The organism is Streptomyces sp. NPDC056527 (assembly GCF_042794475.1).
Classification (GTDB): Bacteria; Actinomycetota; Actinomycetes; order Streptomycetales; family Streptomycetaceae; genus Streptomyces.
This window is the reverse complement of sequence record NZ_JBHTTQ010000002.1, coordinates 151,099-176,963: the sequence shown is the minus strand read 5'-3', so window position 1 is coordinate 176,963 and position 25,865 is coordinate 151,099. Positions and strand designations below refer to the sequence as shown.

General features: G+C 70.7%; 21 protein-coding genes. 13 read left to right on the top strand and 8 right to left on the bottom strand.

Features of this window, described 5'->3' with window-relative positions; all coding sequences use genetic code 11:
- Positions 1-31: 31 nt before the first annotated feature.
- Entirely contained in the window at positions 32-1,543 is a 1,512-nt protein-coding gene (locus ACFQ7Q_RS02385) for a hypothetical protein (protein ID WP_383548695.1), read from the bottom strand.
- A gap of 179 nt (positions 1,544-1,722) precedes the next feature.
- Positions 1,723-3,105, bottom strand: coding sequence for a transcriptional regulator (locus tag ACFQ7Q_RS02380; RefSeq protein ID WP_383548692.1), 1,383 nt, complete (start codon positions 3,103-3,105; stop codon positions 1,723-1,725).
- 263 nt (positions 3,106-3,368) lie between these two features.
- On the opposite strand from ACFQ7Q_RS02380, the gene ACFQ7Q_RS02375 reads away from it, so the two are divergent.
- The 6 genes from ACFQ7Q_RS02375 (at position 3,369) to ACFQ7Q_RS02350 (ending at position 9,642) form a co-directional block, all read left to right on the top strand.
- Positions 3,369-4,055 (top strand): bifunctional DNA primase/polymerase, encoded by a 687-nt coding sequence (locus ACFQ7Q_RS02375; protein WP_383548690.1) that lies wholly within the window; start codon positions 3,369-3,371, stop codon positions 4,053-4,055.
- Between the two features lie 57 nt (positions 4,056-4,112).
- Complete coding sequence (locus ACFQ7Q_RS02370) at positions 4,113-4,958, top strand: ABC transporter ATP-binding protein (protein ID WP_383548687.1); 846 nt, start codon at positions 4,113-4,115, stop codon at positions 4,956-4,958.
- Positions 4,955-6,565, top strand: a complete 1,611-nt coding sequence (locus ACFQ7Q_RS02365) for a transporter (RefSeq protein WP_383548684.1) — start codon at positions 4,955-4,957, stop codon at positions 6,563-6,565. Before ACFQ7Q_RS02370 ends, ACFQ7Q_RS02365 begins: the two co-directional genes overlap by 4 nt.
- Before the next feature lie 381 nt (positions 6,566-6,946).
- Positions 6,947-7,405: an SSI family serine proteinase inhibitor gene (locus ACFQ7Q_RS02360; RefSeq protein WP_383548681.1), complete on the top strand. Its 459-nt coding sequence runs from the start codon at positions 6,947-6,949 to the stop codon at positions 7,403-7,405.
- A 279-nt stretch (positions 7,406-7,684) separates the two neighbouring features.
- Positions 7,685-8,428, top strand: a complete 744-nt coding sequence (locus ACFQ7Q_RS02355) for a class I SAM-dependent methyltransferase (RefSeq protein ID WP_383548678.1) — start codon at positions 7,685-7,687, stop codon at positions 8,426-8,428.
- A gap of 116 nt (positions 8,429-8,544) precedes the next feature.
- On the top strand, positions 8,545-9,642 hold the full coding sequence (locus tag ACFQ7Q_RS02350) for a hypothetical protein (protein WP_383548676.1): 1,098 nt from the start codon (positions 8,545-8,547) through the stop codon (positions 9,640-9,642).
- 20 nt (positions 9,643-9,662) lie between these two features.
- Here the strand turns inward: ACFQ7Q_RS02350 and ACFQ7Q_RS02345 are convergent, their stop codons facing one another.
- Positions 9,663-10,073, bottom strand: a complete 411-nt coding sequence (locus tag ACFQ7Q_RS02345) for a hypothetical protein (protein ID WP_383548673.1) — start codon at positions 10,071-10,073, stop codon at positions 9,663-9,665.
- Positions 10,074-10,155: 82 nt separating this feature from the next.
- Between ACFQ7Q_RS02345 and ACFQ7Q_RS02340 the strand changes: the two genes are divergently transcribed.
- The 4 genes from ACFQ7Q_RS02340 (at position 10,156) to ACFQ7Q_RS02325 (ending at position 13,421) form a co-directional block, all read left to right on the top strand.
- Positions 10,156-10,974, top strand: coding sequence for a helix-turn-helix domain-containing protein (locus tag ACFQ7Q_RS02340; protein ID WP_383548671.1), 819 nt, complete (start codon positions 10,156-10,158; stop codon positions 10,972-10,974).
- Positions 10,971-11,213: a DUF397 domain-containing protein gene (locus ACFQ7Q_RS02335; RefSeq protein WP_383548668.1), complete on the top strand. Its 243-nt coding sequence runs from the start codon at positions 10,971-10,973 to the stop codon at positions 11,211-11,213. Before ACFQ7Q_RS02340 ends, ACFQ7Q_RS02335 begins: the two co-directional genes overlap by 4 nt.
- 12 nt (positions 11,214-11,225) lie before the next feature.
- On the top strand, positions 11,226-12,092 hold the full coding sequence (locus ACFQ7Q_RS02330) for an arginase family protein (RefSeq protein WP_383548665.1): 867 nt from the start codon (positions 11,226-11,228) through the stop codon (positions 12,090-12,092).
- Positions 12,093-12,224: 132 nt separating this feature from the next.
- Positions 12,225-13,421, top strand: coding sequence for a serine hydrolase domain-containing protein (locus ACFQ7Q_RS02325; protein ID WP_383548662.1), 1,197 nt, complete (start codon positions 12,225-12,227; stop codon positions 13,419-13,421).
- 9 nt (positions 13,422-13,430) lie between these two features.
- Here ACFQ7Q_RS02325 and ACFQ7Q_RS02320 read toward each other — a convergent pair whose 3' ends face one another.
- Together ACFQ7Q_RS02320 and ACFQ7Q_RS02315 are read right to left on the bottom strand one after the other, a co-directional pair.
- A complete protein-coding gene (locus ACFQ7Q_RS02320; RefSeq protein WP_383548659.1) occupies positions 13,431-14,282 on the bottom strand; it encodes an alpha/beta fold hydrolase in 852 nt (283 codons plus the stop codon).
- Positions 14,283-14,783: 501 nt separating this feature from the next.
- Positions 14,784-15,476 carry a metal-dependent transcriptional regulator gene (locus tag ACFQ7Q_RS02315; protein WP_362362954.1) on the bottom strand — a complete coding sequence of 231 codons (693 nt, stop codon included), beginning with the start codon at positions 15,474-15,476 and terminating at the stop codon, positions 14,784-14,786.
- A gap of 149 nt (positions 15,477-15,625) precedes the next feature.
- Between ACFQ7Q_RS02315 and ACFQ7Q_RS02310 the strand changes: the two genes are divergently transcribed.
- Positions 15,626-16,393, top strand: coding sequence for an SIS domain-containing protein (locus ACFQ7Q_RS02310; protein WP_383548655.1), 768 nt, complete (start codon positions 15,626-15,628; stop codon positions 16,391-16,393).
- Here the strand turns inward: ACFQ7Q_RS02310 and ACFQ7Q_RS02305 are convergent.
- Both ACFQ7Q_RS02305 and ACFQ7Q_RS02300 read right to left on the bottom strand, forming a co-directional pair.
- Positions 16,390-17,130: a DUF2470 domain-containing protein gene (locus ACFQ7Q_RS02305; RefSeq protein ID WP_383548652.1), complete on the bottom strand. Its 741-nt coding sequence runs from the start codon at positions 17,128-17,130 to the stop codon at positions 16,390-16,392. The two genes, ACFQ7Q_RS02310 and ACFQ7Q_RS02305, sit on opposite strands and share 4 nt — an antisense overlap.
- 153 nt (positions 17,131-17,283) lie before the next feature.
- Positions 17,284-19,602 (bottom strand): LPXTG cell wall anchor domain-containing protein, encoded by a 2,319-nt coding sequence (locus ACFQ7Q_RS02300; RefSeq protein ID WP_383548649.1) that lies wholly within the window; start codon positions 19,600-19,602, stop codon positions 17,284-17,286.
- A gap of 147 nt (positions 19,603-19,749) precedes the next feature.
- On the opposite strand from ACFQ7Q_RS02300, the gene ACFQ7Q_RS02295 reads away from it, so the two are divergent.
- Positions 19,750-20,478 (top strand): DUF6333 family protein, encoded by a 729-nt coding sequence (locus tag ACFQ7Q_RS02295; RefSeq protein ID WP_383548646.1) that lies wholly within the window; start codon positions 19,750-19,752, stop codon positions 20,476-20,478.
- Between the two features lie 37 nt (positions 20,479-20,515).
- Here ACFQ7Q_RS02295 and ACFQ7Q_RS02290 read toward each other — a convergent pair whose 3' ends face one another.
- Positions 20,516-21,025 carry a hypothetical protein gene (locus ACFQ7Q_RS02290; protein ID WP_383548643.1) on the bottom strand — a complete coding sequence of 170 codons (510 nt, stop codon included), beginning with the start codon at positions 21,023-21,025 and terminating at the stop codon, positions 20,516-20,518.
- A 186-nt stretch (positions 21,026-21,211) separates the two neighbouring features.
- Between ACFQ7Q_RS02290 and ACFQ7Q_RS02285 the strand changes: the two genes are divergently transcribed.
- Positions 21,212-25,861, top strand: a complete 4,650-nt coding sequence (locus ACFQ7Q_RS02285; RefSeq protein WP_383548640.1) for a DUF6531 domain-containing protein — start codon at positions 21,212-21,214, stop codon at positions 25,859-25,861.
- Positions 25,862-25,865 lie beyond the last annotated feature (4 nt).

The window sequence follows — 25,865 nt, the reverse complement described above, 5'->3', positions numbered from 1 at the left end:
CTCACGAAAAGGGAGAGCAACTCCCCTTCCCCTACAGCTGGGTGGGCGTCCGCTCCGGCAGCCCGTACTTCGTGGCGGTCGGGTTCCAGAGCGAGGCCGCCTGGCGCTTGGAGGTCGTCGCCTCCCCGCTCTTCTTCGTCGCCGCCACCGTCTGGCTGGTGCCGCGGGCCTTGCCGCCCTTGCAGGCCTTCTTGGGCTTCATCTGGTCCGCCCAGGCGGCGTAGTGGTCGTCGGCGGCGGCCGACGCCTGCCACGCCTTGGTGAGCGCGGCGGTCAGGGCGGCGTTGTCCGGCAGCTTGTCGACGGACAGCGCCTGCAGCCGGGTCACCAGATCCCGGCGCTGCTGGGCGGCTCCGCGCAGGTCGGTGGCGGCCTGGTCGAGGTTCTTGCACTGCTTGATGGCCTCGACCGAACGGATCACCGCGTCACGGCTGTTGTTGCTGTCCGCGAGCAGCTTGTCGAGCGCCTTCGCCTGCGGCTCCGCGGGGTCGGCGGCCTTCTCCGTCGTGCCCGTGGACGGGGCTCCGGAGGAGGCGGCCACGTTCTGGCCGGGGTCCTTCTTCTTCTTGTCGTCGTCGCCGCCGCTGAGCAGCGCGCCGGCGCCGAGGCCGACGATCGCGCAGCCGATGACGACGGCGGCGATGAGGGCGACGGGCGACTTGCGGCGCGGCTCGGGCTCGTCGTCGTACGCGTCCTGGTACGCGTCCTGCTGGTAGGCGCCCTGGAAGGGGGACGGCTGGGCGGGCTGGTGGAACTGCTGCGAAGCCGGCTGGGGGCTGTACTGCTGCGCCCGCGGCGGCTGGGTGTGCTGCGGCGGCTGCGGGAGGTGCTGCGTCGCGTCGCTGCGGAAGAGGTTGTCGAACTCGGCGGGCGGCTGCCGCTCGCCGGGCATCTGCGACGGTACGGGAGCGATGTACTGGGTCGCGTCGGAGGCGCCGGCCGGCTGGGCGGGAGCGCCCGGCTGCTGCTGCAGCGGCCCGGTGCCGAGGAACTGCGTGTCCGGCCCGCCCTGCGCCGCGCCGACCGGCGGGATGTGCTGGGTCGCCTGCATGTCAGCGGCGCCCTGCGCGGGCGCGGCCGGAGGGTATCCGTAGCCGCCCTGCGCGGGAGCCGCTGAAGGGTATCCGTAGCCACTCTGCGAGGAGGCCGGCGGCGGGAAGCCGTAGCCGCCCTCCGGCGGAAGGTGGGACGGGAGCGGGTGCGCGCCCGGTATGTCCCCGTTCGCCCCGGGCATGCCACCCGGCATCGGTCCGGGCATCGGCCCCGGTCCGGCGCCCTGCGGCGGGACCGGCGCGATGTACTGCGTCGCCTGCATGTCCGCGGCACCACCCGGCACGGCCTCCGGCGGCAGCGGCTGGGCCGGCGGCAGGGGCTGCCCCTGCGGCGCCCCACCGGGACCCCAGGCGCCGCCCCACGGCTGACCGCCGGCCGGGCCTGCGGCCGGGCCGGTCTCCACGCCGCCCTCGGCGGGCAGCACGACACCTTCGTGCGTGGGCCGTACCGCCGGATACTGCGGCTCCGGACCCTGTCCGCTTTGCGTCACCGGGACTCCTACTGATGGACCTACGGAATCGTCGGCTCACGCTACCGGGTGCGTCCAGGGCCGCGCACACACGTGTGAGTCCGGTAACAGACCCACAACAACCCCACACACAACTGCCGCACCACCGCTGCCGATCCGCGCCGCGGAGCGAGCGAGGCGGTGACCGCAGTCACACGAAGTCAGGCCGCGAACAGCTCCAGCCGCGCCCCGAACTCCCGCACCGCCGGCTCCCCCGCGTACGGCTCCAGTCGCTCCCTGAGATCGTCCAGATACTCCGCCCCGCGCGAGGACCGCAGCGTGGCCAGGAGCTCCAGCGCCTGCGTCCCCGTGTGGCAGGCCTGCTCCACCTCGCGCCTCTGCACCTGCGCGGAGGCGAGCAGCACCAGACCGATCGCCCGGCGCCTGGCCCGCGTCCGCGGATGGCCGCTCAGCGACTCCTCCGCCGCCCGGGCCGACGCCTCCGGACGGCCCAGATCCCGGTGGCAGTGGGCCAGTTCGTCCGCGAGATACGCGTGGTCGAAGTGCGCGATCCAGTCCGGGTCGTCCCCCGACTCCGGATCGGCCTGCTCCAGCGCCCGTACGGCCCGCCCCGCGACCGCCTCGAAGGAGTGGGCGTCCCCGAGCAGCGCATGCCCCCGGGCCTCCGCCGCGTAGAACATCGCCTCCGCCCTCGGCGTCACCCGCCCCCGCGCGCCCTCCTGCGCCGCCCGCGCCAGCTGGGCGATCTCCCGCGGGTTCCCGAGCTGCGCGGCCAGATGACTCATCGAGGCCGCCAGCACGTACCCGCCGTAGCCCCGGTCGCCCGCCGCCTGCGCGAGCCGCAGCGCCTGGATGTAGTACCGCTGGGCGAGCCCCGGCTGCCCGGTGTCCACCGCCATGTACCCGGCCAGCTCCGTGAGCCGGGCGACCGCCGCGAACAGCTGCCGGCCCACCGCCTCCCGGTACGAGCCCGACAGCATCCCCGCCACCACACTGTTCAGGTAGTGCACCACCACCGGCCTGACGTGCCCGCTGCCGAACCGCCGGTCCAGGTCGACCAGCGCACTCGTCATCGCCCGGACCGCCTCCACGTCCGAGAACCCCACCCGCGACCCGGCCGACCGGGCCACCTGCGCGTCCGCGCCCGTGATCAGCCAGTCCCGGCTGGGCTCCACCAGCGCGGAGGCCGCCACGGTCGAACCGGACAGGAAGTCCCGGCGCCCCACGTCGCTGCGCCACAGCTCACAGACCTGCTCGATCGCGCCGAGCACGGTCGGCGCGAACTGCAGCCCGACGCCGGAGGCCAGGTTCTTGCCGTTCGCCATGCCGATCTCGTCGATGGTGACCGTGCGGCCCAGCTTGCGGCCCAGCGCCTCCGCGATGATCCCCGGCGCCCGGCCGCGCGGCTGCTGCCCGCGCAGCCAGCGCGCCACCGACGTCTTGTCGTAGCGCAGATCGAGACCGCGCTCGGCCCCGACCATGTTCACCCTGCGGGCGAGGCCGGCGTTGGAGCACGCGGCCTCCTGAATCAGCGCCTGCAGCCGTTCGTTCGGCTGACGGGCAACGAGTGGCCTGGCTGCCATGAGTACCCCCTGAGGCCGGAGAGCGATCCGAGAACTGATCACTGCCCGGCGGATATCCGGTCAATGCCGATGTGAACACGCGAAACCGGACGCATCGCCCAGCCGTACGGAACCCCGGGCGACACCCCCCGATGGGGGCTACCCACCCACCGCTTCGCGGGCCCACGCGCGCCCCCACCCGTGCACCCATGCGCCCCGTATGCAGGATCGATGCTCCACACCGCTCTTCACCCCGCCCGTAACCCCAGGTGACGGCGGGAGTTGTGCTCACCGTGGAAGAGACCATCGGAGTCACGGAAGCCGCACACATCCCCAAGCAGCGAGGCGAGCTGCTGCTGGACTGCGCCGTGCGGTACGCGGAAGAGCGGCACTGGGACGTGTTCCCCGGGACCTGGCTGGAAGCCGTGGAGGGCAGGGAGCGCTGCTCCTGCGGCGTCGAGAGCTGCGCCACCCCCGGCGCCCACCCGGCCAGGCCCGACTGGTCGACGCAGGCGACCGGCAGCGCCGTCGGGGCACGCCGCATGTGGTCGAAGCAGCCCAAGGCGTCGATCCTGCTGCCGACCGGCCGTACCTTCGACGCGATCGACGTGCCCGAGTCGGCCGGCTTCCTGGCGCTGGCCCGGATGGAGCGCATGGAGCTCACGCTCGGCCCGGTGACCTGCACCCCTGACCGCCGGATGCTCTTCTTCGTCCTGCCCGGCGCCGCCACCAAGGTCCCGGACCTGGTCCGCAAGCTGGGCTGGGCCCCCGCCTCGATCGACCTGGTCACGCGGGGCGAGGGCCACTACGTCGCGGCGCCGCCCACCCGGGTCGGCGGATCCGGGGCGGTGCAGTGGGCGCGGCGGCCCACCGCGGCCAACCGCTGGCTGCCGGACGCCGAGGAGTTGATCAGTCCTCTCGCCTACGCATGCGGCCGGGAAGCGGCGGCGGCGAGGGCGCGTCGGCCGTAGCAGGTCGCCCTTAGGGTGTGCTCGTACGTACGGGGACAACCGAGGGGTTGACGCAACATGCCTGACCAGGCATTTGACGGAGTGTTCGAACAGGCGGGCAGCGCACCGGAATCGGGTGCGGTGCCCGCCGTTCGTGTCGAGGGGCTGTGGAAGCGCTTCGGGCAGCAGATCGCGGTGAACGGCATCGATCTCGTGCTGCCCGCGGGCAAGTTCATCGGTCTCGTCGGGCCCAACGGCGCCGGCAAGACCACCACCCTCTCCATGATCACCGGTCTGCTGCGGCCCGACGCCGGCCGCATCCTGGTCGCCGGTCACGACGTGTGGCGCGACCCCGAGTCGGTGGCCGAGGTCAAGGCCCGGATCGGCATCCTGCCGGAGGGGCTGCGTCTCTTCGAGCGGCTGTCGGGCCGTGAACTCCTCGCGTACAGCGGACGGCTGCGGGGGCTGCCCGGCGCCGAGGTCGACAAGCGGGCCGCCCAGCTGCTCGACGTCCTGGACCTCGCCGGGGCGCAGAACAAGCTGGTCGTGGACTACTCGACCGGTATGCGCAAGAAGATCGGGCTCGCCGCGGCGCTGCTGCACAATCCCGAGGTGCTCTTCCTCGACGAGCCGTTCGAAGGCGTCGACCCGGTGTCCGCGCAGACCATCCGGGGCGTTCTGGAGCGGTACACCGGCTCGGGCGCGACCGTCGTCTTCTCCAGCCATGTCATGGAGCTGGTGGAGTCGCTGTGCGACTGGGTCGCGGTGATGGCCGCCGGGCAGATCCGGGCCCAGGGCCCGCTGGCACAGGTGCGGGGCGAAGCGCCCTCCCTGCAAGCCGCGTTCCTTGAGCTGGTGGGCGCGAACGGGCGCGACGCCGCCGGCGACTCCCTGGACTGGCTGGGCGGCGGTACCGCCCGATGACCGCGGTCGCACCGGCCCCCGCCTCCCTGACCTCGGTCTTCGTACGGCTCAAGCTGTCGCTGCTACGCAACGGGCTGCGGCAGTCGGCGGGCCGTACCGCCGCGTACATCAGCTCGATCGTGATCACGGCCGTCTTCGCGGCGGCGATGCTGCTCTCGTTCGTGCTGATGCGGGGCAACGCGGACACAGACTCGATCGTGGTGCTGCTGACCGCGGTGCTCGCGCTGTCGTGGACCGTGATGCCGCTGTTCGTCCCCGGCGGGGACGAGACGCTCGACCCGTCCCGGCTCGTGATGCTTCCGCTGCGGCCCCGCCCGCTGGTGCGCGCGCTGCTCGTGGCCTCGCTGGTGGGTGTCGGGCCCATGTTCACGCTCTGCATAGCACTGGGCGCCTGTCTGGCGCTGGCACACGGCGCGGCGGGCGTGGCGGCCTCGGTGCTCGCGGTGCCGTTGGTGGTCGTGGTGTGCGTGGCGCTGTCGCGTGCGGTCGCCGCGGCCAACGTACGGCTGCTGACCTCGCGCAAGGGCCGTGATCTGGCGATCCTGAGCGGTCTGATGATCGCGGTCGGCATGCAGGTGGTGAACTTCGGTGCCCAGCGGCTGAGTCAGGCCGGGGGCCTGTCCTCGCTCGAACCGGCGGCCGCGGTCGCGAGCTGGCTGCCGCCCTCGTCGGCGATCGCCGCGGTGGACTCGGCGAGCAGGGGTGACCACGCGGTGGCCGCGGCCCAACTGCTGCTGACCGTGGTGGTGCTGGGGGCGCTGCTGTACTGGTGGCAGCGGAGCCTGGTGCAGCTGATGACGACCCCGGACGGCTCGACGATCGGCGCGGCGTCCGAGACGGGCCGCGACCGTGCCGGGACGGGGCTGCTGGGACGGCTGCTGCCGGGCGGGCGCACGGGCACGGTGATGGAGCGCAGCCTGCGCTACGTCTGGCGCGACCCGAAGACGAAGGGAGCGTGGATCTCCTCGCTCGCGGTCGGGGCGATCGTGCCGATGTTCAACGCCCTCCAGGGCACGGGCTCGATCTACTTCGCGTGCTTCGCCTCGGGGATGCTCGGCATCCAGATGTACAACCAGTTCGGGCAGGACACCTCGGCGTTCTGGATGGTCGCGCAGACGATCTCGACGACGGCGGACGCGTACGCCGAGCTGCGGGCACGCGCCCTGGCGCTGCTGCTGATCACGCTGCCGTTCACGGTCCTGGTGACGACGGCGACCGCCGCTGTCCTCGGCGACTGGTCCTCGTACCCGGACGCGCTGGGCCTGGCCCTCGCCCTGCTCGGCGCGATGCTGGCGACAGGCGCCGTGACCTCGGCGGTCTTCCCGTACTCGATCCCCCAGGACAGCGCGTACAAGAACGTCGCTCCGGGGCAGGGCGGGCTGGCCTGGATGTCGATCTTCGCCGGAATGATCGCGGGCGCACTGCTGTGCGGCCCGGTGATCGGGGCGACGATCTACCTCAACGTGACGGAGCAGGAGTCCCTGCTCTGGATCCTGCTCCCGGGTGGCGCGCTGTACGGCGCCCTGCTCGCCTGGGCCGGCCTGAAGATCGCGGCGCCCAGGACGGCGCAGCGCCTGCCGGAGATCCTCGCGGCGGTGAGCAAGTGACGACGCCCTCCTCGCCCGAGGCCGAGGAGGAGTACGTCCGGACTCACATGGCGCTCTGAGGGCGCGGACGAGCGGACGCGGGTCCTGTTCGACTGGAGGTCTTCCAGTCGAACAGGACCCTTCGCTTTTACTCCAATGGAGAACCAATTTCAGATCGTCGCAGGTCAAGGGGTTGTTCGCGCTTGTACCACTGAGACGAAAAGCCGCCCACGACGGCTCGCGGCGACTCACCGCACCCCTCCCCAGCTGCCTGAACGACCGGTCGGTCGGGCGCCCGAACGGGGGTGCGGCCGGAAAGCGGCGGGGGATTGGCGATCACCCTCCGCATCGACAAGACTCCGGCGCGCAATCAAGTAGCACCCGCCTCGAAGGGACACCCCCGTGCGTTACGTCCTCCGCAACACCGCTCTCACCACCGCTCTCGCCACCGGCCTCGCCCTCATCGGCGTCGCGGCGACGCCGGCCCAGGCCGAGCCCGCACCCTCGACCGCCACGCCGACCGGCCTCTACCCGCCGTCGGCGCTCGTGCTCGCGATCGGCAGGGGCGAGGACGCGGCGACGGCGACGGTCGCCAGGGCGGTCACCCTCAACTGCGCCCCCACGCCCAGCGGCACCCACCCGGCGCCCGAACTGGCCTGCGCCGACCTGACGTCGGTCGACGGAGACCTCGCCGCACTGACCGTGGCCTGGAGCAACAGCCCCTGTACGAAGATCTGGGACCCGGTCACGCTCACCGGCGACGGAGTGTGGGAAGGCAAGCGGGTCAGCTGGACGGCGACGTACGGCAACGCGTGCGAGATGAACGTCGGCATGACCAGGAGCTCCGTCTTCACGTTCTGACGGCTCGGCCCGCCCGCCGCCGGCGTCAGGATCCCGCTCGACTCGGGGTCCGGGCGTCGGCCGGCGTCGTCCGGAGCATGACCCGAGCGCGCCCGGCCGGACGCCGTCGCGCGGCCCGCGGCCCGGCGGACCTTGGGTGATCCGGGGCTCGACCGGCCGACTTCTTTGGTGCATTTGCCAGTACGGGCCGTCGGCGGTGCCGGAGGAGACTCGCTGCACTGGCCACCCGGAGGTCCGGCGTGGCCACGTACCGACCGAAGCCAGACGAGGGGGCGGCACGTGAGCGTGCAGCAGTACGACGAGATCGGTGAGGCGTTCGAGGGGTTCAAGGCCCTGCCGTTGACGCGATTCGGGGAGGTGCCGAGCTTCCTGGGCATGGTCGGGGACGTGAGCGGCAAGTCGGTCCTCGACCTCGCGTGCGGCACCGGTTTCTACAGCAGGGAGTTCAAGCGGCGCGGCGCCACGGACGTCTTCGGCGTCGACATCTCCGTCGAGATGATCGCCGCCGCGCGGCAGATCGAGGAGCGCGACCCGCTGGGTGTGCGGTACGAGGTCGGTGCCGTGGAGGAGTTGGAGACTCTCGACCGGCGCTTCGACATCGCGCTGGCGGTGCAGTGCCTCAACTACGCCGAGGACATCGCGGCGATGGAGCGGATGTGTCGCAACATCCACCGGAGCCTGGTGCCGGGTGGAGAGTTCTTCGTGTTCGCCCAGAAGCCCGACTACGCCTTCGACTGCGCGTCCCTGGGCACGTACGGGTTCCACTGCGAGCCGCTCGGCGAGGAGATCGAGACGGGTCCGCGGGTGCGGGTCACCGCTCTCCTCGACCCGCAGCCGATCAGCATCGTCGCCGCGGCCCCGCGCCGCGAGGTCTACGAGCACTGTCTGGCGGCGGCCGGCTTCAGTGAGGTGGAGTGGGTACCGCTGACGGTGTCCGAAGCCGGCATCCGTGAGCACGGCGAGGACTTCTGGGCGGACCTGCTCGCCCACCCTCCGCTGGAAATGCTCCGCTGCCGCGCCTGACCGGCCCACCGCTCCAGCAACCAACGCGAGCCCCCCGTACGGCCCTTGATGGCCTGCGGGGGGCCTCCTATCCTGCGGAGGTCGCCTCTCGCGAACCATCGACAGGGAGAAACGCCTTGGCCGAGGCCACGCCCGGAAGACTCCCCGACGACGACATACTCCGCGCGGTCGAACGCCATCTCTCCGGCCGCGGCACACCGGCCTCCCTCACCACCCCCGGCGCCGCACGGATCACCTGGCACTCGATCCTCGACGGCGAGATCATCCGCTCCCTGGAGACGCGCACCGAGGCACCCCGGGAGAAGCCAGGCCGGGTCGACCTCTCCGACCTCCCGGAGTACACCGAACTGGCGGAGCACCACATCCCCCCGCCGTCCGACCCGGCCCAGCGGGAGACGCTGGAGCTGGTACGGCGCGGCTCGGTGCGGCAGCGGACCTGCGCTTGCGGCAACGGCAGATGGCGCTGCCAGCTGTGCCAGGGAAGCAAGCGGCGCCCGTGCGAGCCCACCGGACCGTGCCCCGCCTGCCGTGGCACCGACTCGTGCGTCCGGTGCCACGGCACCGGACGCCCACAGGGCCACCCCCGTGCGGGCCGCAGCGCCCCCGGCGCCGACGAGCGCGTCGACTGCGTACGGTGCGGCAAGCCCAAGGCGGCATGTCCCGAGTGCTCCGGGCGCGGGAGTACGAAGTGCCCCGACTGCCGGGGGAAGGGCTCCGTCGACTGCGAGGACTGCGGAGGGAAGGGGACGGTCCCGCACACGGTGTGCGCGGGCACCGGCAGCCTCAGCACCTGGACGGGGGCGGTCGTCGAGCGTCACGGCGACACCGACCGGGTGAAACTGCCCGAGCAGCGGCCTCCGATCCTCGTACGGCAACGGACGGAGGGTGCCGGCCGGTGGGCGGAAGCCGTCCTCGACGAGGGCGAGAAGCTGCCCGCCGATCTGGACCCGACGCACGTCAAGGTCATCGCGCCCCGGCTCGGCAGACGGCACGGCGAGGTCGCGAGGCGGGTGGTCCTACGACACCTTCCCCTGGCCCGGGTCGAGGTCCCCACCGAGCCGGACCGGGTCTTCTACGTCTTCCCCGGACGGACCGGAATCGAAGTCTTCCCGTATCTCTCGCCTCAGCGGATCAGGCACTTCCTCAAGATCGGCTCGGCCGCCGTCGGCGCGGTCCTGCTCGCCCTCGCCCTCGTCCTTGCGCTCGTCCGCTAGGCCAAGGGTGACGGGCACGATCACCGCACCGCCCGAACGACCATCTCGTACAGCAGGTCCGGGTCCACGAACGGCTCCTCGGTCGTGGGCAGGGACCGCCAGTCCAGCGGCCAGGTCGTGCCGTCGAGCGCGGGAACGCCGACGAACGCCTCGCTCCGACCGTTGCGGCTGAGCGCCCGCGCCGGGGCGGGCCAGACGTGGGCGACGGCGGTCTGCGGGGGCAACAGGAAGTACAGGTTCTTCTCACCGGTGGCCTCGCGGACGATCGGCCCGGCGCGGAAGTCCGTGAACTCCATGAGCCGGTACGCCACGTCCTCCCCCAGGAATCCCCCGATGCGTACGGCGTCGAAGTGAACACCCGCGTGCCGGAGGGCATGACCGGTGGCGGGAACCCAAGAAGGCACCCTGTCAAGTGACTTGCGTGAACTCATGCCGCAAGCTTTCCGGCGCGGCTCTACTGTGACCAGCACCACAGGCTGTTTGTGCACGACTGTGCACTTGGGGAGGTGGGTTGTGAACATCGGGAACAACGGGGGTCCGGGGGCCGCGAAGGCCTTCGGGAGACTCCTGCGCTTCTACCGGGAACGGGCGCGGGTATCGCAGGATGCGCTGGCGAAGGAGACCGGATACTCCAAGTCCCAGGTGGCGATGATCGAGCGCGGGGAGCGTCGGCCGAGGGGGAACTTCGTCGCGATCGCGGACCCGATGCTGGGTGCACAAGGTGCACTTCTGGAGGTCGCGGAGGAGGTGACGGCGAGTGGAATCGCAGCCTGGTTCGAGGATTACGTGGTGGAGGAACTACAGGCAGTGGGCATCCACAAGTACGAGAATCGTCTGATCCCTGGGCTGCTCCAGACTGAGGACTACGCACATGGCGTCTTCGATGGCGCAGTCCCGAGCCTGGAGGACGAGGAGGTCGAGGCGGGTGTTGCCGCCCGGCTGGCGCGACAACAGGTGCTCTTCCGCAAGCCCGCACCGCTGGTCAGCTTCGTCCTGGAAAAGGTCGCGCTGACCAAGCCTCTAGGCGGCAAAGATGTCCTCAGGAAGAACCTGCTGCACCTGCGCGAGATCGCCGATCTGAGGAACGTCACCATCCAGGTGATGCCGGAGGACCGCGAGACCCATGCCGGACTCGACGGGCCCTTCACCCTGTTGGAAACCGCCGGGCGCCGCAGTCAACTCGTCTATGTCGAGGGGCAGGGCGGGAGGTACTTTCTCAGCGAACAGCCCGACGTCGGAGATGTCTTCGCACGATACGGCGCCCTGCGGGCCCAGGCCCTCAATCCGGAAGACTCCGCAGTCCTCATCGAACGGGTGGCACGAGACCTATGAGCACCGACCTCAACTGGTTCAAGAGCAGCTACAGCGGCGGCCAGGGCGGCGACTGCGTCGAGGTCGCCGTCTCCTGGACCAAGTCCTCGTACAGCGGCCCCCAGGGCGGCGACTGCGTCGAGGTCGCCGCCTGCCCCCACTCCGTCCACGTCCGGGACTCCAAGGACACCTCCCTCCCCTCCCTCAGCGTCACCCCCGACGCCTGGTCCCGCTTCCTTCGGGAGTTCGGGGAGCGCTGACACACTCGGGTCGTGCGTGAACCGGCGATCATCGAAGCTCCGTCCGTGCTCGGGCTGCGGCCGTCCGGCGTCCAAGACCTGCCGGCGGCCCTGCTCGACGGAATGACACGGGTCGGGCGCGTCGAGGCGCCCGTGTACGACCCGAAGCGGGACGTCGAGACCGGTGTACTGAATCCGGGCGGCATCGCGGAGTACTCCGTACGGCTGGCGGATGCCGTCGGCGAGGTTCTCGACTCCGGGCGGTTCCCCGTCGTCCTCGGCGGGGATTGCAGCATCCTGCTCGGCAACCTCCTCGCCCTGCGCCGCCGTGGCCGCTACGGACTGCTGTTCCTCGACGGGCACACCGACTTCTACCAGCCGTCCGCCGAGCCGACGGGCGAGGTCGCGTCGATGGAGCTCGCCCTGGCCACCGGCCGCGGTCCCCGGCTGCTCGCCGATCTCGAAGGGCGGGGGCCGCTCGTCCAGGACGAGGACGTCGTCGCGTTCGGGTTCCGGGACACCGTCGAGTCCGCCGCGGCGGGTATGCAACCGCTGCCGCTGCGGCTGTGCGCCCTCGACCTCGACGACGTGCGCGCGGTCGGCGCCGCCGAGGCGGTCCGTCAGGTGATGGGCCGGCTGACCTTGGGCGAGGGGTTCTGGGTCCATCTCGACGTCGACGTCCTGGACGACGCGGTCATGCCCGCCGTCGACTACCGCCAGCCCGGCGGGCTGAGCTGGGCGGAGCTGGAGGACGTACTGCGGACGGCGCTGGGCCACGAGGGGGCCGTCGGGTTCGACGTCACGATCTTCAACCCGCGCCTCGACATCGACGGGACGATCGCGGCGCGGCTGACCGAGTGCCTGCGGCGGGGGCTCTCGGCACGGACGCGGCACGCCTGACGCGCTCCGGCGCGTCGTCCGGGTCCGAACGAGTGGAATCACCGGGGCTCCGGGCCCGGGAAGAGGCGTACCAAGGCATCGGCGGGGTCACGTTGGCGTTCCCGATCCTGAACCGGAAGAGGCGCCCCCGACATGCGACGTACCCCCGCCCGCCGATTGTTCGCCGCCGCGCTGCTCGTGGCGTCCGTGCTGGCCCCGGTGGCCATCACTCCCGCCACAGCCGTCCCTTCCACCGTCGCCCACCACGGCGGGGAGGACTGCCCGCCCGGCGGTCTCGGTCCCGAGTTGACCGCTCGTCTCGACAAGACCATCGAGGACGTCCGCAAGCAGGCCGGCATCCCCGGGCTCGTCGCCGGGCTGTGGATGCCGGGCAAGGGCAGCTACGTCCGCGCGTTCGGTGTCGCCGACAAGGTGACCGGCAAGCCGATGACCACGGACGGCTATGTGCGGATCGGCAGCGAGACCAAGACCTTCACGGTCACCGCGCTCCTGAAGCTCGTCGACGACCGCAAGGTCCGGCTGGACGACCCGATCTCCGACTACATCCGCGGTGTGCCCAACGGCCACAAGATCACCCTGCGCCACCTCGCCGAGATGCGCAGCGGCCTCTTCCCGTACACGTCCGACCCGGACTTCCTCCACGATCTGGTGAGCGAGCCGCAGCGCTCGTTCACCCCGCACGAGGTGCTCGCCTACGGCTACCGGCACAAGAACACCTTCGCGCCGGGGGCACAGTTCCAGTACTCCAACAGCAACCTCATCCTCCTCGGCCTGGTGGTCGAGAAGGTCAGCGGTCACCGGCTCGCCGACTTCATCGACAAGCGGGTGCTCCGCCCGGCCGACCTGCGGAACACGCTGTTCCCGGAGGGCTTGGAGTTCCCCGAGCCGCACCCGCGGGGGTACACCAACCAGACGCTGAGCGGCGAGGTCGCCGACTCCACCGACTGGAACCCCAGTTGGGCCTGGGCGGCGGGGGGGATGATCTCGGACCTGGAGGATCTGCGCCGCTGGGCGAAGATCCTCGCCACCGGGGAGCTGCTCAGCCCGAAGACCCAGGCCGAGCGGCTCAAGACGCTGCCGACGGGCTTCCCCGGCACCAGCTACGGCCTCGGCATCTTCGATGCCAGTGGCTGGCTCGGGCACAACGGCTCCATCCCGGGCTACGAGACCGTGACCGTCTACCTACCCTCGCAGAAGGCGACCTTGGTGCTCATGCTCAACACCGACATCTCCTCCCAGGGCCAGGAACCGAGCACGCTGGTCGCCCGGGCGATCACCGCGATCGTGACGCCCGACCATGTGTACGACGGGGCGGTCCAGCCGCGCTGAGCCCGGGTGTCAGGACGTCAGGACGCCGTTGAGGAACGGCTCGATCGCCGTGCGCCAGGCTTCCGGCTGGTCGTAGTGGAGGAGATGGCCGGCGTCGGGGATCTCCGCGTACGCCCCTCGGGGCAGGACGCGGACCATTTCCTGGGCCTCCGCGCGCCCCAACTCGCCGTCCAGGCCGCGGACGACGAGGGTCGGGCAGCGGACCTGGGCGAGCGAGTCCCAGTGGGCGTCGTGGACCCAGGTCTCGCGGGAGGTCAGCATCTGGGCGGGGTCGAAGACCGGGTGCCAGCCGTCGGGGCGCTCGGTCATCACCTCCGTGAAGAACTCGCCGCGAGCGGGGTTCGGCCGCTCGACCCAGGGGTCTTCGTCGCCGAACCACTTCCGTACGGCGTCGAGCGAGGCGAAGGGGACCGGCCAGCGGCGGAACCAGTCCTGCCACTCCCGCTGCGAGGCGGCCCCGAGGGCCGAGGCCCTCATGTCGCAGATGACCAGGGCGCGGACGAGGTCGGGTCGCTCGGCGGCGAGCTGCCAGGCGGTGAGGGCGCCCATGGAGTGGCCGATGAGGGTGACCGGCCCGAGGCCGAGCTGCTCGACGGCCGCGGCCGCGTCGGCGACGTACGCCTCGCGGGTGAAGGGGCCGGTGGCCGGCTTGTCGCTGCGGCCGTGTCCGCGCTGGTCGAGCGCGACGGCCCGGTGGCGGTCGGCGAGCCAGCGAGCGGTGGGCGCCCAGTGGGAGGCGCGCCCCATGAGACCGTGCAGGAGTAAGACGCCGGACCCGGCCGTCTCCGCCCGCGGTTCCGTGAACTCCCAGGCAGCCAGGCGTACGCCGTCGGCCCCGGTGACGTCGAGACGTCGCACCATGTTTCCTGGCACCCCCTCTTTCCATCGAGCGTGTCGAGCACCGCCAGACTATCGAACCCTTATTCGAAAATGCGGATCTGCCACGCAACACCCCTCGTTCGAGTGACGGGGCTCAAGGATTGACGCGCGCCGCCGAGGGGAGATCTTCAGCGGGAGGCGGACCGCTCGGGGAAAACGGTCCGAGGGGAATGACCCTGGGAGCTCGGGGCTCCGGGTCAGCACAGGGGAGGACAGGCCCCGGCGCCCATGGGCGCCGGGGCCCTCTGTCTTTTCACGCACCGCCCCGGACGCCTTCGTCATCCCACACCCCTCCCCGGCCGTACGGCTCCCCCCAGCGTGGCACGCCGAGGGTGCGGGCGTGGTGATTCCGCCGTAAAACGGGCCCGAGGAAGCAGGAGGGGGACTCCCGGGGCCCCGAGGAGGGTCCTCGGCCGACGCTTCGGCCTCGGCCGACGCCTGCTCCCGGCCGAGGCTTCGACCCCGGCCGGCGGCTGGTCCCGGCTAGCGCTTCGCCACGAAGACGTGCGCCGCCACGTCGGCGTCCAGCTCGGCCGCCTCGCCGCTGCTGCCGACGAGAACACCGCCCGCCGACTCCGTCACGCTCACCACGGAACCGGGCTGCACGCCCGCGCGCCGCAGTGTGTACATCAGCTGGGCGTCCGTCTGGATCGGCTCGCCGATCCGGCGGACGATCACCGTCTTGCCCTCCTGGCCCGCGTCCAGGTCGGCCAGCGAGACCATGGAGTCGTCCAGGAAGGACTCCGCCTCGGCCTTCTCGCCCAGCTCCTCCAGACCCGGGATCGGGTTGCCGTACGGCGACTCCGTCGGGTGCCGGAGCAGCTCCAGAACGCGTCGCTCCACGGCCTCGCTCATCACGTGCTCCCAGCGACACGCCTCGGCGTGGACCTGCTCCCACTCCAGGCCGATCACGTCGACGAGCAGGCATTCGGCGAGCCGGTGCTTGCGCATCACGCGCGTGGCGAGTCGACGGCCCTCGTCCGTGAGCTCCAGGTGCCGGTCGCCGGCGACGGTCACCAGACCGTCGCGCTCCATACGGGCCACCGTCTGGCTCACCGTGGGGCCGCTCTGGTCGAGCCGCTCCGCGATCCGGGCGCGCATGGGGACCACACCTTCCTCTTCGAGCTCGAGGATGGTGCGGAGATACATCTCCGTTGTGTCGATCAGTCCGGACATACGTGCCCCTCGATGAGTCGTGCGCTGGCCCTGCCCCAATTCTGACGCATGCCACAGACAACCGTGCCGCGCCGGGGAAAGGCGGTATTGACAGAGCAATGGTCCAGACCGCACCGTGATCCGCGACACGACGACAAGGAGCTTCGGGAATGGGCGACAGCGCGCGCGAGTCCAAGCTGGCCGGACGGTTCTTCGACGCCGCGATCGGCCTGCTGCAGCAGGTCCGCGACGAGGACGCCGAGGAGATCGCCGCGGCCGGAACCGCGATCGCAGAGGCCGTCGCCGCCGGCGGCCGCCTCTTCGCGTTCGGCGCGGGACACTCCTCGCTCGCCGCCCAGGACGTCGTCTACCGGGCGGGCGGACTGGCGCTGATGAACCTGCTCGCCGTGCCCGGAGTGGTGGGCGTCGACGTCATGCCGGCGACGCTCGGCTCGGCCCTGGAGCGCGTGGACGGCCTCGCGGGTGCGGTGCTCGACTCCTCCCCCGCCAAGGCCGGTGACGTACTGATCATCATCTCGCTGTCGGGCCGCAACGCCCTGCCGGTCGAGATGGCGATGAACGCGCGCGCCCTGGGCCTGACCGTCATCGGCGTCACCTCGGTGGCGTACGCGACGGAGACGAAGTCCCGGCATGTCTCGGGGACGTATCTGAAGGACCACTGCGACATCGTCCTCGACTCGCGCATCGCCGTCGGCGACGCCGAGCTCACGCACGAGGCCATCGAGGCCCCGTTCGCGCCCGCCTCGACGGTCGTCACCAGCGCCCTGATGCAGGCCACGATGGCCGCGGCGGCCGAGGAGATGGTCCGTCTGGGCATCGAGCCGCCGCTGCTGCGCTCGGGGAACGTCGACGGCGGGCACGAGTGGAACGGCCGGGTGATGACGGAGTACCGCGACCGGATCTTCTACCGGCACTAGGAGCCCGTCTCTTCGCGACCCGCCCACTCTCCGGTGGGCGCGGCCACGGCGCGGCGCAGGAGGAACTCCACCTGCCTGCCGACCTCGTCCACGTCCCGTACGGGAGTCCTGAACGGGATCCGCAGATCGGCGTAGCCGTGGGCGTACTCGCACCGGAGGGTGATCCCGTGGCGGTCCAGCGCGAGGGGTGCGACGCGGGTCGCGGCGTGCGGGAGATGCGGGTCGGCCAGGCGGGCCAGTCGCTCGACGACGTCCCGATGGCCCTCCTCCAGGTGCGTCAGCATCGCGGCCTCGGTCACGGCCAGCACGTCCGGAGCGGCACGGGCCAGGTCGTCCGGGCCGACGTGCTCGACGAGCGCGCCCCGCTGGATGCTCGCCTTCGCCACATCGAGCCGGAGCACGAGCACGCCGGGCGAGGTCTGCAGCGGCGAGGGCGTGAGCCGTCCCGCGAGGGTGACGCGCGCCCTGACGCGGTGGCGGACCGCGATCGGGGCGATGTCCGTGAACTCCAGCAGCGCGGAGAGCATGCCACGGGGAGCACACGCGACCTCTGCGGCCAATGGGCTGTCCGCAGGGGCGTGCAGCGCGAGCCGGCCGGCATCGTCCACGTCGTGCATCGCCACCAGGTCGTAGCTGTTGCCGTCCGTCGTCAGACTCAGGGAGCCGGCGGCGGCGATGACGGAGCGGATCCGCTCGGCGTCGGTCGGCCCGGTGCGGCGCGCCTTGGCGAAGGCCATCTGAACTCCTTAGGTTAGGCTTGCCTAACCTAGCAGCCCTTCGGGGTGCGGGTGAAGCCCCTCCCGCCGAGCGGCGCCCCGCACGCGGGCGGCCCCGCACCCATGGCGTGGGTGCGGGGCCGCTGTCGTACCGCTTGTCGCTGGGGCGACCGGTCAGCTTCCGGTGGTCCTGCGTCGGCGCTTGAACCACATCAGCGCCGCGCCGGCTGCCGCGAGGGCCGCGGCGACTCCGGCGATGAGACCGATCGGCGTGTCGGAGCCGGTGTCGGCGAGATCGCCTTCGGGGTCCCTGCCGGGCGGGGTGGTGCCGCCGTCGTCGCCACCCGACGGAGGAGTCGACGGCGCGGGTGTCGACGGGGCGTCGGTCGGCTTGTCCGTCGGCCTGTCCGTCGGAGTCGGGTCCGGAGTCGGATCGCCGCCACCGCCGGACTTGCCGTCGGTGTTCCCGCCGAGCATCACGTAGCCGTCCTTGTCCGCGTCATCGGTCATCTGCCCGACGGCGAACTGTGTGGTGCGCGGCTTGTAGCGGTGCTCGGTACGGAAGCTCACCGGGTTCATGTTGCGCTTGGGCTGCTTGGAGAAGTCCACGCCGCCGACGCTGTAGGTGTACGGACCGCCACCGGCGTCGTGCTCCCAGCTCGCCTCACCGTCGCGCAGCGACTTCAGGTACGCCTGGTAGGTCTTCTCCCGCGTCCAGTCCTTGTTCTCGCCCCGCAGCGGCCACCGCTTCACATCGTTGCTGTTGATGACGTTGTGGTAGTCGGTGGGAGCCTGCGCGTCCTGCTGCCGGATGAACTCGGCGGCGACGCGGGCGGTGTAGACGCGACGCAGGTCGGCGTAGCGCGGGTCCTCGTTCACCCGCTTCTCGACCTCGGGCGTGATCAGCGTGTTGACCTGACGCTCGGCCCACTTCTTCTCGGCCTCGTCGAAGTCGCAGAGGTACGAGCCGGGCGGAACGTTGTCGATCTTCAGATACTGGGACTTGACCGCGAGCGGCGTGTCCAGGATGTGGATCCCGCCGTTCTCCTCGCGCACCACGGCGGTCTTGGGCTCGATCCAGTTGCGGACCTGGAACCAGCACGGCACGCCCTGGGAGTTGCGCGGCATCGACTTCCAGTACCGGTCGGCCTCAGGGCGCTTCTTGGGGTTCATCGCGTCGGCGAAGTCGCGCTTCATCTCCAGGTCGGCGTCGAGCAGCACCCGGCCGGCGTCGGTCTTGCCGAACGCGGAGTCCATGATCAGCTCGGGCTGGTCCGGGTTGAGGTTGACCCAGAACTTCTCCGGGGTCAGGGCGAGCCAGGTGAAGAACGAGTCCGAGATGAGCTGCGCCTTCTCCTGGCCGCCCCACCCGGCCGCGTACTCGTCGGCGACCTGCTTCGCGGCGAACGCGTAGTTCAGGCCCTCGCCCTTGACGGGCTTGCCGATGAAGCGCAGGTCCAGGGTGGAGAAGTCGATGCCGCCGGGGCCCTTGGGCATCCGGCCCTGCGGGTCGTTCGCCCTGATCCGGTCGAGCTGTTCCTTCAGGGTCTGCGGGTTGGGCGGCGACTGCTTGATGAGGTTGTTGCCACCACCGCGGGAGCCGGTGTTCTTCCCCGCGCCGTTGGACATGAACTGGTCGTTGCGCCGGTACTGACCGTTCTCCGTGCCCTTGGGCGCCTGCGGCTTGTGGTCGGAGTGGAAGTTGTACGACCGCACCCGGTCACGGCCCAGCGCGTCCTTGCCCGCGGCCTCCTTCATCTCCTTCATGAAGGTACGGGCTTCCCCCTGCTGCTTCTCGCCGAAGACGAAGGTGTACTTGTACGAACTCCAGCCCTTGTGGCGGGCCCATGCCTTGTCGGCGCGCGTCTGGGATCCGTCCGGCTTGCCGTTGGACTTCATCTCCACGATCTCGCGGGTCTTCTTGTTGTACGCGTCGAGCACCCGCTTGTGACGCTCTCCCGTGTCCGGATCGGTGAAGTACACCTCCTTCTGGCAGATCCAGTCCGGGCCGGTCAGGCCCATGTCCTTGACGACCTTCTTCTCGAACGCCTCCCCGCGCGGGTCGTTGCCCTGGTTGGGGATGTACTGCTTGGTCAGATAGTCGTCGAAGTTCTTCCAGCGCTTCTGGGCGTTGAAGCGGGCGTAGATGCGCTTCGGGTCGCTGTGCGGGTACTTCTTGTAGTCCGTCCCCGCCTCGTCCAGCTGCTTCTGGGTGGGGTTGAGACCGTCGAACTCCATACCGGGGTTCACGTACTCGTACTGGTCCCAGAGGTCCTTCACCCGAGAGGCGTCACCCCCCGGAAGGGCCTTCGTGGGCGTGCCCTTGAGGCCGAACAGCTCGTCGCAGCGCTTGCCCGGCTTCAGCGGCGGCGGCGCGGCCTCGGCGCTGTCGAGCGAGGGAAGGCCGACCAGTGCCATGACGGACGCGCAGGCCAGGGCGAGGACGCCGCGGGCCCAGGCCCGCCGTCGCGACCGATGTATTAAATGGTTCACGTCGAGTTCTCCTGGGGGGCCCAGGATGGATGGGCCGGGGTCAGTGGCCCCCGTTGGTCGTTGACACCGGCCGAGGCAGCCTAGGCGCCAACTCGCCCTGGATGCACGGAGATAGAGTCGAGTGTTTGTGGGGCTACGGTGACGAACATGACGGAGAACAGCTTTTGGACCTGCCCGCCGCAGGCACCGGTGCGGGGGTCGGGGACCTACACGATCACGCTCGTGCTGCCACCGTTTCCGGACCACTCACAGGAGTGGCCGCCCAATGACCCTGAACGGGCGCGGGAGTTCGCCGCGTCTTTCGGGACGATCGACCAGGTGCTGGAGTATCACGGGGAACGCAACATCAGCGACGGATTCTCGCTGCGGACACGCGCCGACCTGGAGTGGATCCAGGTCGGGGTGTGGGGGAACGTGATCGGCATCTCGGACCCCGCTCTCGCGGACGACGGAAACTCGTGGCCGGTACTGGAGCAGGTCAAGGAACTGGCGGAGCGGTTCCCTGGTGCGAAGATCGTCGGCGGGGCGTCGGTGGACCGTGGTGAGACCCACGAGGAGGCCGCCTGGGTGGTTCCGGGCTTCGAGCCCGTGCACTCCGAGGGCTGGCCCTGCGAGGACGACACGTCGCTGTGGTCACTGGACGGTGACCCCCGGGCCGTTCTGGACGCCTGCGGGGTGACGGCGCGGACGGCGAAGGAGGCCGATGTCGCGTACGACCCGGACAACCCGACCTCGACCTACTGGGGCGGGCTCGGGGAACTGATCCTCGGACCGCAACGCCCGTGGCGCCGGCGGAGGGTGCGGGCGTCGGTGTTCCGCGTGCGGCACACCCATGCCGCGACGGATCTGATGGAGGAGAACTGGATCCGGGACTGAGCGGTGGACCGGGCCCTGCCGCGCGTACGTCGCCGGGTCAGGCCCGGGCACGAGTCCGATGCCGCCTCGCGTACGACCAGGTCACCGCGGTCATCAGGGCCGGGATGGCGAAGAGCGGGGCGAAGACGAACCACCAGACGGTCTGCGCCGTACCGCTCTCCATGTACGTCCGGCTCTCGACGGTGAACGCGACCACGAGCTGCCACAGCGCCAGCAGGACCAGGACGGCCGAGGCGGTCCAGGACGCGGCGGCGAGGGTTCGGGGAGCCAGCGGCCGCCACCGGTCGCTGACGAGCAGCAGCGGGAACAGCGCGGCCACCTCGGCAAGGACGGAGAGGCCGATGACGTACGCGACGCCCCAGCCCGGGATGTCGAAGACGTCGCGCAACACCTGGTCGCTGTAGCCCACGTAGACCCCGGACGCCATGGCGACGCGCCACAGGCCGGACGGAAGGGCGCACAGCGCGATGGCATGCGCGGCGCGTCGGGCCCAAACAGGGGCGGGGGCAAGGGCGGTGAGGGATGCGGTCGTCGTCATGACGTCCATGCTGGTCGGGCCCCCCTCGCCGCACTTCGTCCACGGCGACGAACCGCCTCCGCCGTGCGGGGGAGACGAGGGCCGCCCGGGTCTGAGACCACCGGCACCCGCACGGCCGGGCGTCGCCCTGGAACTCCCGTACGACTAGTGTGTTCAACCTTTGCTGGTGGCAACAAGCAACGGGGGATGGGAATCGTGGCTGTCACGGTGCCGGATTGGGCTGACACGCTGCTGGATCTGGTGGGGGTGAACTGGCCGAACGTCGACGAGGACGCCTACCGGGACATGGCGGACGCGTTGCGGGAGTTCGCGGACGACCTCGCGGACGACGGTCAGCTCGCCAACAACCATATGGAGCGGCTGCTTTCGTCGGGGCACGGTGAGGCGCTGGAGGCGCTGAACGAGCACTGGGGCAAGGTCAAGGGCAAGCATCTGAAGGACATGGTCTCCGCGGCCCGGACCATCGCGGGCGCGTTGGACATGGCGGCGGGTGCGATCGAGGCCATGAAGTGGAAGGCGGTCGCGGAGCTCGGGATCCTGGCCGGTCAGACCGGTCTGGCGATGGCGCTGATACCGGTGACCGGTGGTCTGTCGGCGCTGCTGGGCGCGGGTGCGATCGCGTTCACGAAGAAGCAGTTGCTGAAGCTGATCACGGGGGCGATGGAGGAGGCCGTCGGTCACATCGTGGGGGTGATGACCGAGCCGGCGGTGGCGGCGCTGGAGGGCATGGCCGCCGATCTCGTGGTCCAGCTGGGGGCGACCGCGTTGGGACTGCAGGACGGGGTCGACGTCGACCAGGCCAAGCAGGCCGGCAAGGACGGATTCAACGAGGGCGTGCAGGGGGCCAAGGAGGGCCTGAACCTCGCCTCCGCCGGCGGTGGTGGTGGTGGCAAGGGCAAGGGCTTCCACATCGAGCACGAGGAACACGACAACGCCGGTACGAAGCTGAACGGTGTGAGCGTCGGCATCCACGGCAAGACCGCCGGCAAGCTGACGAAGGCGAAGACGGCGCAGGGGCGCAACAAGGGCCGGGACGACATCGCCGACGCGCTGGACCCGGTCATCGAGAAGGCCATGGGCGCGCTGGTGAAGTCCGCCAAGACCATGGGCGACCACGTCGGCGAGACCCTGCCCAGGGCCGTCCGGCAGATATCCAAGGACCACAAGAACAACGACGACGACATCCGCGACCGCCTCGCCCGCGAACGCAAACAGGACGACGACAAGGGCGGCAGGGACCGGAAGAGCACGGTCGACGACGGTCCGAACAGCAAGAACCCCGGCTCCGACCGGACGCGGCCCGAGCCGCTGCGCGGCGCGCGCGACGAGCCGCGCCGCAATGCCATCTCCCTCGACAAGACCGTGTGCGAGAACGACCCGGTCGACGTCGTGACCGGCGAGATGACCCTGCCGCAGACGGACCTGGCGCTGCCCGGCGTCCTGCCGCTGGTGCTGCGCCGCACCCATCTGTCGGAGTACCGCAACGGTCAGTGGTTCGGCCGCAGTTGGGCATCCAGTCTGGACGAGCGGCTCGAACTCGACCCCTTCGGCGCGGGCGCGGTATGGGCCCGCGAGGACGGCTCCCTGCTCGTCTATCCAGAGCTGCCGCGGCCGGGCGGTGAGCCCGTGCTGCCCCTGGAGGGTGACCGGCTGCCCCTCGCCCACGGCGGGCAGCACGAGGACGAGACCGTGTACACGGTCAGCGATCCGCACACCGGCCTGATCCGTACCTTCACCGGCAGTCCCTACCGCGCGTCCATCGGCTACTGGCTCGCCGAGATCCGCGACCGCAACGACAACCACGTCGTGTTCTCCCGCCGCCCCGACGGCTCCCCCACCGCCGTCACCCACAGCGGTGGATACACCGTCCAGGTCCACAGCGAGGCGCAGCGCGTCACCGGCCTTGCGCTGCGCGGGCAGGACGGCCCGGTCACGCTCCTGACGTACGGCTACGACGAGCGCGGCAACCTCGACGCGGTCGTCAACTCCTCCGGTCTGGCGCTGAGGTTCGGCTACGACGAGGACGACCGGATCACGTCCTGGACCGACCGCAACGACTCCACGTTCCGTTACGCGTACGACGACGCGGGCCGCGTCGTCCGCACCATCGGCCCGGACGGCTTCCTCTCCTCCACGTTCGCGTACGACCCGGAGAACCGGGTGACGCGCTACACCGACTCGACCGGCGCCACCACGGTCCACCGCTTCAACGAGCACCTCCAGGTCGTCGCGACGACCGACCCGCTCGGCAACACCGTCCATCAGAGCTGGGACCGCCACGACAACCTGCTCAGCCGCACGGACGCGCTGGGCCACACCACCCGTCTCGACTGGGACGAGCGCGGGAACCTGACCGCCGTGCGCAATCCCGACGGGACCGCGCTCTCCTGCGTCTACAACGACCTCGACCTGCCGCTGACCACCGTGCTTCCGGACGGTGTGGAGCTGCGCCAGGAGTACGACGCGCGCGGCAACCGCGTCCGGTCGACCGATGAGAACGGCGCCACGACCACCTTCGTGTACGACGGGTCTGGCGCGCCCGTGTCGGTGACGGACGCCCTGGGCCACACCGCGGTCATCGACCGCGATCCGCACGGTCTGCCCCTGGCGGTCACCGACCCCCTGGGCGCCGTCACGCGCTACCGCCGCGACGCCTTCGGGCGGACCGTCGCCGTCGACGGGCCGCTCGGGCACACGGTCTCCTTCGAATGGACCACCGAAGGTCTGCTCGCCCGCCGGGTCGAGGCCGACGGGTCCGAGCAGAGCTGGACGTACGACGGGGAGGGCAACTGCCTGACCCACACCGACGCGCTGGGCGGCGTCGCGCGGTTCACGTACACACACTTCGACCTCATGCGCTCCCGCACCGCTCCGGACGGAGTGCGGCACGAGTTCGTGCACGACACCGAGCGGCGTCTCACCCAGGTGGTCAACCCCCAGGGGCTGACCTGGAACTACTCCTACGACGCGGCGGGCCGGCTGGTCGGCGAGTCCGACTTCGACGGCCGCACGGTCGGGTACGCGCACGACGCGGTGGGCCGGACGACCAGCCGTACCAACGCGCTGGGGCAGCAGGTCCGTTACGAGCACGACGCCCTCGGGCGGATGGTGCGCAAGGACGCCGAGGGACGGATCACCGCCTTCGACTACGACGTGTGCGGGCGGCTCCTCGCGGCCACCGCTCCCGATGTCGCCCTGTCGATGACCCGGGACGAGCGGGGCCGGACGGTCGCGGAGTCCGTCAACGGGCGCACGCTGACGCACACGTACGACGCGATGGGCCGTCGTACGGCCCGCACCACGCCGGTCGGGGCGACGAGCCACTGGGCCTTCGACGCGGCGGGCAACCGCACCCGGCTGACCACGGCGGGTCGCACGATCGGCTTCGGCTACGACGCTGCCGGGCACGAGACCACCCGGGACTTCGGCGGTGTGTTCACCCTCGCGCACGCCTACGACGAGCTGGGCCGTCTGACGACCCAGTCGGTGCGGAACGCGGCCGGCCGCAGGCTCCACCACCGCGACTACGGCTACCGCGCCGACCACACCCTCCTCTCCACGGACGACCAGCACACCGGCCGACGGACCTTCGACCTGGATGCCGTCGGCCGGGTGACCGCGGTCCACGCGGAGGGCTGGAGCGAGCGCTACGCGTACGACGAGGCAGGCAACCAGACCGAGGCCGACTGGCCCCGTTCCCACCCCGGCCATGAGGCGACAGGCGCGCGTACCTACACCGGCACCCGTGTCGAACGCGCCGGCCGGGTCCGCTACGAGCACGACGGCCAGGGCCGGGTCACCCTGCGCCGGAAGGCGCACCTCTCCGGCAAGGTGGAGACCTGGAGCTACGACTGGGACGCCGAGGACAGGCTCGTGGGGGTCGTCACCCCGGACGGGACGCGCTGGCGCTACCTCTACGACCCGTTCGGCCGACGGGTCGCCAAGCAGCGGCTGGACGACGCGGGCGAGGTGGTCGAGCGGACCGACTTCACCTGGGACGGGCTGCTCCTGTGCGAGCAGGTGACCACCTCCGCGGAGCTGCCCCGTCCGGTCGCCCTCACCTGGGACCACCAGGGGACACGTCCCGTCGCCCAGACCGAGCACCTCGCCGGTCAGGACGAGGTCGACCGCCGCTTCTTCGCGATCGTCACCGATCTCGTGGGCACACCGAGGGAGCTGCTCGACGAGAACGGCGAGACGGCCTGGCGCACCCGCACCACCCTGTGGGGCACGACGACCTGGGCGGCGGACAGCGTCGCCTACACCCCGCTGCGGTTCCCGGGCCAGTACTTCGACCCGGAGACGGGCCTCAACTACAACCACTTCCGGCACTACGACCCCGAGGTGGCGCGCTACCTCACCTCCGACCCGCTGGGTCTTTCGCCGGCCGCCAACCCGTTCACGTACGTCCACAACCCGCACACCTGGACGGACCACCTCGGCCTGGCCCCGGAGTGCCCGACCTTCCCGATCTACCGGACGCCGAAGCACAAGGACAAGGAGTACGAGAAGGAGCACGGCCCGAACCCCGCGAACCACCAGAAGGGAGTGGACATGGGCCACGGCTACCTCACCGATGGAAAGATCTACTTCGGTGAGCGGGACGTGGCCGCCGAGTACTGGAGCCCGAACGGCGGGGTCAACTTCGCGAACGGCATGGTGCGGTACGACATGCACCCGGACTTCCTGAAGGAGTTCACCAGCTCCGAGTACATGAAGGTGCACGACACGAACGGGAAGAACGGTGCACCACGGATCGAGTGGGCGATTCCGGTGGACAAGCTCGACCGGTTCAACGAGCTGGTCATGAAGCGGACATGGATTCCGTACGGCGAGAAGGGATGACGGC